This is a genomic window from Candidatus Vallotiella hemipterorum, assembly GCF_910593725.1.
Classification (GTDB): domain Bacteria; phylum Pseudomonadota; class Gammaproteobacteria; order Burkholderiales; family Burkholderiaceae; genus Mycetohabitans; species Mycetohabitans hemipterorum.
Genome location: NZ_OU343031.1, coordinates 1 through 14,311 on the forward strand (window position 1 = coordinate 1; position 14,311 = coordinate 14,311).

Annotated in this window: 6 protein-coding genes and 1 pseudogene; 5 read left to right on the forward strand and 2 right to left on the reverse strand. The window is 41.4% G+C overall.

Annotated features, from left to right (window positions below):
* Positions 1-1,687: 1,687 nt before the first annotated feature.
* The 3 genes and pseudogenes from KW136_RS00005 to KW136_RS00015 all read left to right on the forward strand — a co-directional run bounded on the left by KW136_RS00005 (position 1,688) and on the right by KW136_RS00015 (position 5,755).
* A complete protein-coding gene (locus tag KW136_RS00005) occupies positions 1,688-1,966 on the forward strand; it encodes an HU family DNA-binding protein (protein ID WP_216796263.1) in 279 nt (92 codons plus the stop codon).
* Between the two features lie 1,471 nt (positions 1,967-3,437).
* Positions 3,438-3,623 (forward strand): annotated as a pseudogene (locus KW136_RS00010) (type II secretion system protein GspG); the annotation flags it as partial.
* Between the two features lie 1,367 nt (positions 3,624-4,990).
* Complete coding sequence (locus tag KW136_RS00015) at positions 4,991-5,755, forward strand: phytanoyl-CoA dioxygenase family protein (protein ID WP_216796267.1); 765 nt, start codon at positions 4,991-4,993, stop codon at positions 5,753-5,755.
* Between the two features lie 492 nt (positions 5,756-6,247).
* On the opposite strand, the gene KW136_RS00020 is transcribed toward KW136_RS00015, so the two are convergent.
* Positions 6,248-7,138, reverse strand: coding sequence for a LysR family transcriptional regulator (locus tag KW136_RS00020; RefSeq protein WP_216796269.1), 891 nt, complete (start codon positions 7,136-7,138; stop codon positions 6,248-6,250).
* A gap of 104 nt (positions 7,139-7,242) precedes the next feature.
* Between KW136_RS00020 and metE the strand changes: the two genes are divergently transcribed.
* On the forward strand, positions 7,243-9,519 hold the full coding sequence (gene metE / locus KW136_RS00025; RefSeq protein WP_216796271.1) for a 5-methyltetrahydropteroyltriglutamate--homocysteine S-methyltransferase: 2,277 nt from the start codon (positions 7,243-7,245) through the stop codon (positions 9,517-9,519).
* A gap of 121 nt (positions 9,520-9,640) precedes the next feature.
* On the opposite strand, the gene KW136_RS00030 is transcribed toward metE, so the two are convergent.
* On the reverse strand, positions 9,641-10,651 hold the full coding sequence (locus KW136_RS00030; RefSeq protein ID WP_216796273.1) for a sodium:calcium antiporter: 1,011 nt from the start codon (positions 10,649-10,651) through the stop codon (positions 9,641-9,643).
* A 1,737-nt stretch (positions 10,652-12,388) separates the two neighbouring features.
* On the opposite strand from KW136_RS00030, the gene gshA reads away from it, so the two are divergent.
* A complete protein-coding gene (gene gshA / locus KW136_RS00035; protein ID WP_216796275.1) occupies positions 12,389-13,999 on the forward strand; it encodes a glutamate--cysteine ligase in 1,611 nt (536 codons plus the stop codon).
* Positions 14,000-14,311: the final 312 nt, after the last annotated feature.

A 14,311-nucleotide genomic window follows, 5' to 3' on the forward strand; every position in this document is an offset into this window, starting at 1 on the left:
TTATACCCATGAATATAAGTATTATGTATCTCTTAAATAATTATATTATTTAAATATGGTAGTATATATTCAAGGAATACCTATCCTAATAATAATATTAATTATCTTAATTGAAATAGCTACTTACTAAAGTGAGAAGTCTACATAAAAATGTATGGTGCGCATTGCATATGTCTAACATGTTTTTAACGTAAGCTCGCAGTCAGAAATTATTCTGTGTCACACGGCGGTAATTTATACTTTTATCTACGGTATACATCAGGGAAAACACAAGGGGTAACTAAACTAATTGAATTCATCAGCTAGGCTTCCGATCCAGTTTCTAGGGCTTACTTAGATTCCTACTAGAGAGAAATTGATTAGCCATCATCACCATCGAAAATTTCGATGCACTATCAGCAATCAGCTTATAAGCCTCCCTGAACCTTTCGGTTAGAGCTGCCTCTAATCGGCATAGACTTCCACAATCTCACTATATCTCTTCTATACCCCGTGCTCCGGTCGATTGAGGCGCGTCATGCGCTTCAGCGGAGAAGAATTCTTATCGCTTTAGTATACTGCTTGTTTAAGTTCGTGTTCCTTATGTTTATTGTAGCTAGCATTAATCATTAGTTGATCTTTAATTAATACCTAAAGAAAAATAGCGAGCCCCATAAAGGTATTGGCAGTTTGTGTCAAATATTTCTAATACCCGTTAGCTCTCTCGATACATAAAAAGTTCACACTTAGTAGCCACAATATTACGTAATTATCGGGATAAAAACGTCTATTAATACCGAAATTTTCGCTTGATCTAATGCCCTGCGTTTTATGGTGGAAAGATTACACGTTCATAGCGCAGCATTACCCATTACATGAAGTGGCCGACGTAATTTTATGATCAGTATATAAAGCTAGTTGCTGTATCTCGCAGATTACAGTGCAAGCTAGTGAGAGCTACAAGGGTATCCTTGATTATACCCGGTTAAGTGATAAGTGGTAAATGTAATGTCAACTTTAGTTACCTTTAAGCATCGGCTATAAAACAGTAGGTGTCTATAGACTATAATTAGTATATGAAGTAAAGCTACTAAGATAGAGCTATTAGCACTAGTGGATTAGACTGTATACGCCTAGGCGTTATTGCAGATAAGCGTTTTTTACTAAAGGCCAGACGATAGCTATCCAGCGTAGAATACATGTGGCTTGCGTATTAGTCTAGGACGCAAGCCACATCCAGAATGATTACAAATATGGCTTGTATTGCTAGTTGTCGATAGATAGGAATTCGTCATAACTAGTCGATGTTTCTGTTGCGCTTTTATGGATCTTGCGAAATAGTAAAAGCATAGCGTATGGAGCTCTCATGCAAAACAAACCGCTAATTATCGAGATCTAAAAGTAGTGGGGCCATACTATCTACTTCTTAGTACATACCACATTCAGCATATGAAAGATCGGATAAATTGTCCTAAACCCATTTTTATAAAGTATTTGCCATAGTTTTTTATGGAAAGTGCCATTCTTATACACATAAGAAGTGTACTAGCCACAATTGGGAAGTAGCAGTGCTAATACCAAATCGACGAGATAATTCTAGGAATGCTTTAGTCACAGTTATAGGACTTGACGCGGGGGGGGGCTAGTGCGCGCACGTATAATCGGCGCGTTTATAGCGCTCATAATTAACTGACTTTAAAGGATACGTATGAACAAACAGGAACTGATCGACACAGTCTCTTTACAGGCTAGTGCCAGCAAGCTGCAAACTAGCGAGATACTCGATACGCTGTTCGATGTTATTAAGAACGCTGTTTCCAAGGGAGACAGTATCCAGTTAATTGGCTTCGGCAGTTTCAGCTCTGGCACTCGCGCTGAGCGGATTGGTCGTAACCCAAAGACGGGTGAGACGATTAAGATTCCCGCTGTAAAAACGATCAAGTTCACTGCTGGAAAGGCATTTAAAGACGCCGTTAATAGGCGTTGAGTATTGACGGCGTCAGCCGTTCTACCCCGAATAAGTATAATTTTCTTACGCCACATCCGCTGCATGTTCGGGATGTGGCGTAAAGCGTATAGCGAGCACCTATTCCGCATAAATTGACAACGTCGCTAATGCAAACATATAATTAGGTAATATCTAGGAGCCTTAGAATTTAAATATTATTAATATAAGCGGATACTTATCTCTCCTAGATTTAGGGATTAGTAGATAGCGCATATTAATTATCAGGCCAGATAATATCTGGCCTAGAAAACCCACCCATCGTTGACAACAAATAATGTCAGGGCTTTTGTGATTATAGCGACCCTATGGTGTAGTGTAATTCAACCGAAATTTCACTAAATCAATTTTTTCGGCAAGCTGATTCAGCTTATATGGATAATCGTCTACGCGATGTCTTATTCCCGCTTCGTATTACTCTACGTACCAGTTAGCTATCTATATTTTACCGATTCGACATCATTTATAATGACAGCCGCACCTCCACTAGTATGGATTGCTAGGATATGATTGAACGGTCCGGTCTTATCTACATCCAAACAACTATAGAGTATGGTGTGAAAAAATTTAACGCTGCGAGCACACTATGTGACTATAGAGACTGTTTAGTCTAGTCACCTCGTATTAACTATATAGCTAATAATGTGAATATCACTTCCGACTTTAGTGTTAAATACTACTCTCCTACAGGGGCAATTCTAGGGGTCAAAGAGCTGTTTTCGCCAGCAGGATAAAGCGCTGATTATTGAATCATGTATGCCTGTCCTTAAAGATTAGGCAGGATACAGATATTTATCTACGATAAAATATATCCGCTTTTCACTTCCTTATAGAATAAGGCGTGATAGAGTAATCTACTGGAAAGAATGATACGTGGTACACCAATCTTGATTATTAATCTTGTAGTCACATGCACATCTCTCTACAGAGCCTACTGTTATGACAGACCGGCTCATTCAGTAGAATGGCGGTAATAATTAAATTGGAGCTATAGGGAATGCGCTTCAATATACTTTCACCACTTAATAAGCATAATTATATATGCATAATAGTCACTATACTTGACATCTTGTGCTAGACACGTTGTATAAAAAAGTTATACATAAAACAAGGAATTTTTAGTGATTAAGCTTCGAGATACGCGGCTTTTCGAGCCTAATCGTCTTTCGACGTACTAGTTGACGCCCAGTAGAAACGATACAAACTAGAGTTGTACATAAAAATTTAAATCAAGCGAGTGAGATAAGCCTGATGCGTTAGCGACGCATTAATTACTTAATATAGCTAATAAGTGGTAAGTGCTTCATAGCTTTATAAGGAATGCGCAATGCTTTATCTGTGTGATAATCCTGATAAAAGCTTCAAATACTTTGTGGCATTTAGCTGGTCAATTAGTGCCTATACGCTAACTCGTCGCGCTATTTTTTAGTTAATTTGCATAACGAGGTGGAAAATGAGGTATGCAAAACAAACGATTCAGCACCCAGTCAACACACCAACAACACGCCAGGGTGGTTTTACTCTAATCAAAATTATGGTCATAATCGCTGTTGTAGGAATTCTAGCTGCTCTGCTAGTATCTAAAATTAGGAGTCATTATCCAGACCAGGAGCGCTACGCTAAAGCTACCCAAGACATGCACGAGAACAGATTGCGAGCACCACAAGCTACACTTGCCGTACTAGCCAGCGCCTAACGTAAGAGCGGGTTACATATGTGCTTTTAGACGGATACTTTGAAGTTTAAAAATGGCAGAAGCGAACATATTATAAAAAGACCTTTAATAATCCTTAGGATTATCTGCATTAGTGCTGGAATGCAGGTGTATAGTATGATATACCTGGCTATACTCTTAGATAGTCGACTAAGTAATAGGAATCTAGCTTTGGAGATATAACCAGGTTAGATTACACCTAAGTTAAAAGATATTAGTATTTTGTATGTACATTATACTGTATTAAAGACAACCGTATAGGTTGGTATTAGAAAAAACAAATTCCTTAAGGTTCATAAAATATGACATAGGGTTCGGCATCTATAGTTCCATAGATTATTAATCCCTAATAGTGTTAATAAAATTATTGCAATAATGCCTTTACCTTGTATCCAGTGGTGATGCTAGCTCCTAATAAGATAACCCAGATAAGTGCGTATGCCCAATTAGGGCCTGACGAACGAATGGGCTGAGTTATAAAAGTCGTAGTACGATGCCAGCTCGCGTATATCCCTTACTTAAGGGTATTCTCATAAGCATCCTTATCACTACACCTAGCCACTAGGGGTAGATTCAGAATTTAGAGGATAGAATACACTTATTCTGTGTACCGACGTTATTTCCAAAGGTCCGAACTAACTTTCGCCATTCTGATTATGGCTGCTATTATTCTAATTGGGTAGTCAATCGCGTAGCTAGGCGCCGATTAACATCCCTGGGGAGCCCAGAAATACGCTGCCAGATAAAGTTATGGGTATATTAATGGGGTTGTTGCTCGGTTATTCATTCTACAAATCAAGGGGGAACACTGTTGAGATTAATTAAACTGGGGATAGAACGCTGATATGGGGTGCGTTTGACCGAGTGTTTTGAGTTGCTAGTGTCCTGTGTGCATAGCTAATATTATTTACTTCTAGATACGCTGATTTTTTTATCATAGCTTATCGGCTTTAGTCAAAGCTTCAAGCTGTGTGTGGTCAGCATAAAACGAATATTGGGTATGTTATTACTAGCTTCCTAGAAGATTTCTATATAGAGATACTATTAGAAATGCATAATTAAGCATTACCGTTGAGGCTCTTTAATGCGGATAACACAAAGCAGGCGACGCTAAGATTAAAAAATGTAAATTTTAATGTACAGATTTAGATTGTACGCCTAATGTAGATTACTAATAGCGGCATCGTCTATGTCGATGCGCATGGGTTCGAGAGTAAAAATAAAACTTAAAACGCTCTACACGTTACTACGCGTAAAATTATTAGAATCTAAGTCATTGAACCGGATATGCAATGGCGGAGTATTTATCAAATAGAGGGCAGATCGAGTTATTGAGGCAGGACGGTTTTGTCGTCATACCCGGACTATTGCCAGCCGAGCTTTGCAAAGCAATTAAGAATACGGCTCGTACCGAGCTAGCACGGCTAGAAGGGGCTATTGAATTTGAGTCAGACTTGCGCTATTCAGGCGCACCAAAATCACGTGCCGCGCCGGGTGGCAATACTGTGCGCCGTTTGCTAAATGCTTATGCACGAAGTAAAATTTATCGCAAGTTAGCACAATCAATAGAAATTCTCAACCGGATAGAGCTATACTTTAACGAGCGCGTCGCACTCTCGCTTGTACATCACAATTGCTTGATGACTAAGCACCCGACATACGGAAGCCTAACAGGCTGGCACCGAGATGTCCGGTACTGGGCATTTATGAAAGATAACCTCATATCAGTATGGCTCGCGCTTGGTATAGAGAGTAAAGAAAATGGCGCACTACGGTTTGTTCCTGGATCGCATATATTAGATTTATCTGCTACACGTTTCGATAAATCTAAGTTTTTCCGAGTTGATATGCCAGAGAATATAGAATTGATTAGCACAGCTATTTCCCCAAGTTTAAATTTGGGCGATGTAGTGTTCTTTCACTGTAATACATTACATTCAGCGGGTCTAAACCTATCGGATGATATTAAGTTTTCGCTTGTTTTTACCTATTATGGCATTAGCAATATGCCAGTTCTGGGCACGCGCTCAGCAGCTAAGTCGGGGGTTTTTCTATAAGCGCTATGGAGCGGTTTTGAACTAGTATCTATACGGCTTATACAACCTCAGTTTCTATACGTTGCCTCTTTCGTACTTTACGCCGCTAACTTAACATTAGTTTAATAAGCGCATAACTACGTTATCGGGCCAGTAGAAAACAGCCCTGATTATACTATTGGTTGGTACTCCGCTAAATACGTAATACGCCTGTATTAAGGTAACTTGTGAGATCCAGGATCTATGGCCATATAAAGACTTATTTTACGAATCAAGCTATACGATGCTAGATCATATCGTTAGTAGTACACCGCCTTATACATCTTAAGTAGTTAGAATATGACTGCCATGGTCCATATAAAATGATATAGGAGAGGCAGTAAGGCTGAAGCACTTAATATTTTAAATTGAGTAAGATAGGCATACCTAATTCAAACCACGTACTATATACCTATTCACACCTGTTGCATGTGCCTTAGGAATAAGTATAGCCAATCGCACTGTTGAAAAGCGCTATAAACAGTGCGATTGGCGAGCAAGCGCGACGAAAGCATCGAGATAGTCAGTGTTAATATCTGCTTCACGCATACCGACAAAAATCTGCTTAGCAATACCATCACGTCCCAGTCTTACTGACTCGATAGGCATTTTATCTGAGTATTCCCGAACCAACCAGAAAGGTAATGTGGCAACACCACGGCCGCTAGCAACCATTTGTACCATAATGTCAGTAGTTTCGATAGTTTTATGACACTTGGGCCGAACACCAGCCGGCACTAGAAATTGCATATATACATCGAGCCGATCGATATCAACTGGATAGGTAATTAAAACCTCGTCTCTTAACTGCGCCGGCTCGACATGTGTACTACGTGTTAATGCGTGTCCGCGCTGAACTACTAGTACTTGTTCGTAGTTAAATACGGGCTCGAAGCAAATACCCGATCGGCATAACGGATCGGGTGTAACCAAGATGTCGATGTCATAGACAAACAATGCGCCAATGCCGCCGAACTGAAACTTTTGCTTCACATCCACATCAACGTCCGGCCATTGTGCTAAATAAGGTGATACCACTTTAAGCAACCATTGGTAGCATGGATGGCATTCCATCCCGATACGCAGCGTGCCACGTGCTCCCTGCGCATACTGAGACAGGTGTACCTGAGCATACTCTAGCTGAGGTAATACACGATTAGCAACTGATAATAGATATTCTCCGGCCTGAGTAAGCCGAAGATTTCGGCCTTTTCGACGCCAGACTGCGGTAGCCAGCATCTGTTCCATCTTTTTAACTGTATGGCTTAACGCTGACTGGGTCAAGCACAGCACCTCGGCTGCGGCAGTCAATGAACCTTTCCGGTCAACCTCGCGCACAATCTCGAGGTGAATACGTTCGAGCATATTAAACCATGATAATAATTAATGCATGTATGAAATATTATCACTTTTTCTCATGTATCTGCACCCATATAGTTAATTTACTTTAACATCCCTATTTAGGAATTATGGCTATCACGCACAATTTAGGCTTTCCGCGTATCGGCGCGAAGCGAGAACTAAAATTCGCGCTTGAGTCCTACTGGAAAGGACAATCATCTCTGGATGCATTAAAGGCAGCGGGCGCTGAATTACGCCAGCAACATTGGACTGACCAGTCGCAATTAGACTGGTCACCAGTAGGTGATTTTGCATTTTATGATCAGGTACTTGATATGAGTTTTACTCTCGGCAACCTGCCGGAACGAGTGCGCGGTCTATCTGGCGATTCACTAGATAATTATTTTCGGATTGCTCGAGGGCGTTCGGCAGCGGATGAAACATGTGGCGGTGTTCAGGCCAGCGAGATGACTAAGTGGTTTGATACTAACTATCACTATATTGTACCAGAGTTAAGCAAATCTACCGTATTTTCACTTGACGCCTCTCGACTGATCGATGAGTTTAGACAGGCACGTCGCCTTAATGTAAAAGCCAAACCAGTAATTATCGGGCCGCTGACATATCTCTGGCTTGGAAAAACTAAGGATAACTCAGATAAACTCGCACTCTTACCGAGACTATTACCAATCTATGTGCAATTGTTAGCTGAGCTAGCCATATGCGGTGCTGAATGGGTGCAGATTGACGAGCCAATCCTTGTTACTGAGCTTGAGCCAATATGGCAGCAGGCTTTTGTAAGTACCTACAGTACGCTGAATACCAATCATGTTAAGCTACTGTTAGCCACCTACTTTGGGCAATTAAGAGAGAATCTAGCACTTGCATGCCGCTTGCCAGTTCAAGGTTTGCACGTGGACGCATTTAATGCTCGCGATGAGATCCTTGATGTGATTAGGAAGTTACCAGTAGATTGTGTTCTGTCACTTGGTGTTGTTAATGGTCGTAATATTTGGAGAGCTAATCTTGCTGCAACACTCGACTGGCTTGAGCCAATCCATGAAAAACTTGGGAATCGTCTTTGGCTGGCTCCGTCGTGCTCACTGCTGCATGTTCCGGTAGATATAACGAGCGAGTATAAGCTCGATACAGAACTTCGCTCATGGCTTTCATTTGCACTTCAAAAACTGAATGAACTAAGTACTCTGTCTGCCGCTCTAAATAATGGCAGGCACTTCGTAGAGAGAGAACTTCGAGATAATCAGATGGCTATTTCAGCGCGTAAAATATCAACGCGCGTACACAATCCAGCCGTCAAGGAAGCGCTTGCGCGTATCAACGCTAATATGGAGCGCCGCACTAGCCCTTATTCGGAGCGTACACATAAGCAACGAGAGCAGTTGCAACTACCACCGTATCCGACAACAACAATCGGATCATTTCCACAAACAGAAGAAATACGGCGGGCACGTAGTCTTTTCAAACAAGGTGAATTAAGCGAGTCGAGTTACAACACCGCTATGCGAGAGCAGATCGCGCATAGCGTGCGCGAACAGGAATCGCTGGGACTCGACGTGCTAGTGCATGGTGAGGCAGAGCGAAATGATATGGTTGAGTATTTTGGCGAGCAACTTGAAGGCTATGCATTTAGCCAGTTTGGTTGGGTTCAGTCGTATGGCTCGCGTTGCGTAAAACCGCCGATTATGTTCGGTGATATTCTTCGGCCTAAGCCGATGACGGTCAAATGGATTCAATATGCGCAGTCGCTTACTCACAGACCGATGAAGGGTATGTTGACCGGACCCGTCACAATCCTGAATTGGTCGTTTGTACGTGATGACCAGCCACGTACTGTATCGTGTCAGCAACTTGCGTTAGCTATCCGAGAAGAAGTGTTGGACCTAGAGAGCGCTGGCATACGTGTGATTCAAATTGATGAAGCAGCTTTACGCGAGGGTTTACCGCTACGTAAAGCCCAATGGCATGAGTACTTGCAGTGGGCGATCGGTGCGTTTCGAATTGCAGCTAACGGTGTGCGAGATAATACACAAATCCACACGCATATGTGCTATTCTGAGTTTAACGACATCATTGCATCTATTGCAGATATGGATGCAGACGTCATCACAATCGAAACATCGCGCTCAGATATGGAATTGCTTGATGCATTCGATCACTTTAACTATCCAAACGAGATAGGACCAGGTGTATACGATATTCATTCACCCAATATTCCAACCCAAGAGCATATTATTCACTTAATGCAAAAAGCAGCTAAGCGTATACCAGCCCAGCGCTTATGGGTCAATCCAGATTGCGGCTTAAAAACGCGCACATGGTCAGAAGTTATTCCGGCGCTACGCAATATGGTAGCTGCTGCTCATACATTGCGCAGTACTATGTAATGCTACAACATAGATTAGATCTAAGAGCTAAACATTACTTTGCTTTGTGGTGCATCACGGGCTAATTGAACATGCACCGAATTCGGGAAGCTGCCGTTTTTGGTGCAGTTGCAGGCATACTTTAGGAGTATGTTAACATCATGCCTAGATAGGCCACATAGAAGATGCCGTTAAACAGCAAGGCCCAAATCGGTAGGCCGCGGTCTCGTAATAGTACTTGGCACCAAGCTACTGCAGTTAGTGTGATTGCGATACTAGTTAGCGCCTCAAGACATGGTTGCCATGGGGTAAGAATAATACCAAGAGCTGGGAGAATTGTTCCTTGAAACACCATTGCGCCGGTTAGGTTTGAAAATGCGAGAGTATCTTTGCCGCACCGCACCCATAAAATGGTATTAATCTTTTCTGGTAACTCCGTAGCGATTGGGATCATTATCAGCGACAACAAAAGCGGCGATACTCCCAGATACTGGGAGTACTGATCTATATAATGCATGAATCCTTTTGCACTACTAACCAGTAAAACTAACGCAATACCTAACTGCAATAAAATCGTTATAAGGCGTGTTTGGATGCCAATATGGGAGAGATACATAAGGTCTAGTACTGTCGTACTGTGCCCGCTATCCACTAACGCTTGTGATGCTTGTAACGTCATATACACGTAGTGTAGATACACACATATGAGAGCAATGCTCAATCCCGCCCGTACTACTATATGCGTATGCGGCACATACATCGCAACAGCTGATAAAAAAAATCCATATAAAAAATAGTTTAGATCGCGTTTGATACCGCTGGCTTCTGGATATATACGTCCAAAGAGACCGCGCTGGCCCAGTACGGAGACGGTCATTAGACACGTAGATAGCGTTGCTAGCATCAACGGCGCACCCAGAATAGCTCCTATACTAATTTCCTCGTTGAGGAGCTCTCCGTGTCCGGAGAGAATAGCAATTAACGGAATTGACGTCTCGGGTAGAGCAGTGCCGACCGCGGCTAATAATGAGCCCGTCACACCATCAGATAGCTGCATCCGTTTTCCTAAGTGTTCTAGCGCGTTCGTAAATAATGCAGAAGCAATTAAAATTGCTGCAAGCATTAGTATTAGTTGAAGCACGATCCTAGTCATGCGCACGCTCCCAGCAGAATGGGCGGTATAGAAAACGAGTGTTCAGGTCGAGAAAATACGGGTGTTACACAATCTATCTCTGCAGTCAGACATCAAAAATATCAAGCATAGCGCAAAGGTCTGACCAAGTACAAAGAGCCGCGCTATCAATGGGAAAACTTAAGCAGGCAAGCGTATCAGGGCATGATAATTTAGAAAGTGTTAACATAATTCCGTTATGTACTCGCTTTAGTCTCACATAGTGCAGTAACTTAGGTAAACCATTTCCACTAAACCTTATACATGCTAACTTACTCACTAGTAGCTAGCTCTATACCTTAAATATGACAAAGCGTAGCATACCTATAGACCTGATTTAAGAGATGATACATATGACTTGCCTGTACTAGGAGCGGCCTACAATCGCAATGTGTTTATGGTGTGCATGAAGTTGCATAAACCAGAGTTTCTCTGTACTTAGCGAAGTAGATTTATTATGATAAGTCTTGTAAGAATATCTTATTGGAAATAAGTAAAGTTTAAAACTTTCGCGCCCGTAAGTCTATTTAACCCCGTCTGTAGGTGGTGATTACGGTTTACTGTCTTGCGAAGTTAGATGCTTACATTAACATTTAATCTTGCTGTGTAATAGCAGTTGTTTTACAAGGATAAAGCTTATTATTTATAATACAATGTTTCAACATAATATTTCTGGCGTTTCGTGCATAACGCTCATTATAAATCCGTGAAGAATAACTCTTTTCTTCATTTAATGTACTTTATAGCTTTATAAAGCCTTAGTTTTATATAACTAAACTATACCAGTTCCTATTTAAACATCTTGAACGCATGACATACATAAGCCTTATTTGGCATAAGGCAATATGCTAATTGCATAATCGGTGAGCTAAATAAGCATAAAATCTATTATTCCAGTTGTTTACGCTACTAAGTACTGGAATGGTAATCTTAAATAAGATAAATTTCTTTTTAACACACCTTATTCTTTATGGTGCTAGTTATTTAGCTACTGTATAAATACAGTGACATCCAAGAGTGTTTTATAATCTAGATTATAAAACACTAGATATCGGATAGCAGGATTTATGCTCAGCTTATGTTTTATCAGGTTAAGGGTTGTAATATAGCGCCTTAATCGTTGACGGGGATAATATATTGTAGTGGCAATTATGGCGTATACTACAAGTAGTGGCTAGATATCTTAATTTAAAATCGTATATATGCCTTTACACACCAGTCATATCCCGGACTGTGGTCACTAAATAACTGCCTTAAATATTTAAGCCCGCTCGAAACTATCATCTGCTTATCTACAGGCAATCGCTGCATAGTTTACTAGTAAATGTCACCCTATTTGAATAGGGTTATCTATATCATATAAACGATTTAATTTCTCTGTTTAAGAACTTTACTTGATAGAAGTATTAATAAATTGGCGAAAACAGTATATAAATTTGTTTATACGAATCTATCTATCTGGATAAGCCACACTACATGTAATCTTAACTTAAGTATATATATGCGGTACATATAATGAATGAGAGATTAACAGTGTGTTTTATACCCACTTCCGCCGGTTCCATAATAAACGGTATTATCATACTCATTCTGTTGTTCCTCAGCAAAAGGCTCTCTAACATAGCATCAGAGATGCTGCATAATACGTGTTAAAGTGCCTGATACTCGTGAATACATCTCTCGTAGCAGATGATTTACTACTAGTTTACTATACGAATAATGTTCAAGAACACGCTTGCCTTTCAGACGACAGATACGTACGCTCGACGCCTAGCTTTGTTGCTGCAGCCCGCACACCGACCGTTGCTATCTCAAGGCTTGCAAGGCATTGAGAAAGAAGGCCTGCGGGTGAGGCGTGACGGCAGGCTGGAGGCCACGCCTCACCCGGCTTCATTAGGCTCAGCTCTGATGAATAATCAGCTGACGACTGATTATTCCGAAGCGTTGCTTGAGATTATCACGCCAGCTGAGCACGCCACCGATGTCATGCTTGAGCAGCTTGATATATTGCATCGCTACGTCTATGAGTCGATTGGAGACGAGTTATTGTGGAACACATCCATGCCTTGCATTCTGCCTCCTGAGGAACAGATTCCGATCGCGCAATACGGCACATCAAATATTGGACGGCTTAAGCATGTTTACCGGCGAGGACTGGCTCTGCGCTATGGAAAATCCATGCAGTGTATCGCTGGCATTCATTATAACTTTTCTTTGCACGAAGATATTTTTCTCTTACTACAACAGCAGGATCGGGTCAATATATCTCCGCGACAATACCAGTCGGATACATATCTTGCTCTAATTCGAAATTTCTATCGTAGCAGCTGGCTACTCATGTTACTGTTTGGAGCCTCGCCTGCTCTCTCACGAAATTTTATACGTGGACGACCCCATAGGTTAGATACGTTTGACGAGGACACATTATTTCTTCCCTATGCAACTAGCCTTCGAATGAGCGATTTAGTGGGTTACCAGAATACATCCGGGCAGTCAGTAGTTCGAGCAGATTTCAATAATCTAGAAGGTTATCTACGCACCTTAGCAAACGCAGTTAGCCAACCTTATCCTCCGTATGAGCAATTTGGCACGAAGCACAATGGCGAGTGGTTGCAAATCAATACTAACGTGTTGCAGATCGAAAACGAGCTTTATTCGATGATCCGACCGAAGCGCGTCACGCAAGCAGGTGAAAGACCCCTTCACGCGCTAGCATCGCGTGGTGTGCAGTACATTGAGGTTCGATTGCTTGACATTGATCCATTCGAAGCTATCGGAATTTCGTCTAATACTACGCGTTTTCTTGAGGCGTATTTATTATATTGCGCGCTCGATGAAAGTCCATTATTTTATGAAGCAGAGCATGCGGAAGCAAGCAATAACTTCGCTCTCGTAGTAACACAGGCACGACGCCCAGGACTTGAGTTATCTCGTAATGGTCGCCCAGTTTTCTTACAAGACTGGGCCGTTGAGTTGCTTGAAAAAATTGAGCTAGCTGCGGCATTGCTTGATGTACAGGAAGGTGGCGATCGATATTGTGCTGCACTGGCAGTGCAACGTGCAAAAATTCAGGATTTTTCGCTGACCCCTTCAGCACGAATATTAGAAAATATGCATACGACCGGGTATTCATTTATCCGCTTCTCACTCGAGCAGAGCAAACAGCACGCCTCAGCGATGCGTGCCAGACCGCTACCACGGGAGCTGCATACTTATTATTCTGAGCTTGCAGTGCGTTCATTACAGCAACAAGCTGAAATTGAGAGAGCTGAAATAGTAGATAACTTTGATGAGTTCGTTAGGGCCTACCATGCGTATACGCCCGACTAAGTAATACGACGCAAGCTGTGAAATCTATCTATAGCTTGTCATCGCTGAAAGCTATAAGTTAAAAAATAGTAATTTGGATACTATTATTGTGGGTTATATATTAATAAGATTTTTAATACCCATCAATTTACTTGCAAAATTTATATACGCATTAGTAGTGCCAATAAAGTCTCTATATTTTCTATGCCGCTTGATACCGATCTTCTGCCAACTCTTCTACAAACCGTCATTAGTGTATTACGGTTTGTCAAAAATTCTAAAGCGTACTAATTAGATGTCTTAGCTTTATTTTAAGCTAAATTTAAAACTCAT

What these genes read in the sequence shown, in the direction of transcription:
- KW136_RS00005 (WP_216796263.1), top strand. Translation starts at nt 1,688, where the DNA reads ATGAACAAACAGGAACTGATCGACACAGTCTCTTTACAGGCTAGTGCC.
- KW136_RS00015 (WP_216796267.1), top strand. Translation starts at nt 4,991, where the DNA reads ATGGCGGAGTATTTATCAAATAGAGGGCAGATCGAGTTATTGAGGCAG.
- KW136_RS00020 (WP_216796269.1), bottom strand. Translation starts at nt 7,138, where the DNA reads ATGCTCGAACGTATTCACCTCGAGATTGTGCGCGAGGTTGACCGGAAA.
- metE (WP_216796271.1), top strand. Translation starts at nt 7,243, where the DNA reads ATGGCTATCACGCACAATTTAGGCTTTCCGCGTATCGGCGCGAAGCGA.
- KW136_RS00030 (WP_216796273.1), bottom strand. Translation starts at nt 10,651, where the DNA reads ATGACTAGGATCGTGCTTCAACTAATACTAATGCTTGCAGCAATTTTA.
- gshA (WP_216796275.1), top strand. Translation starts at nt 12,389, where the DNA reads ATGTTCAAGAACACGCTTGCCTTTCAGACGACAGATACGTACGCTCGA.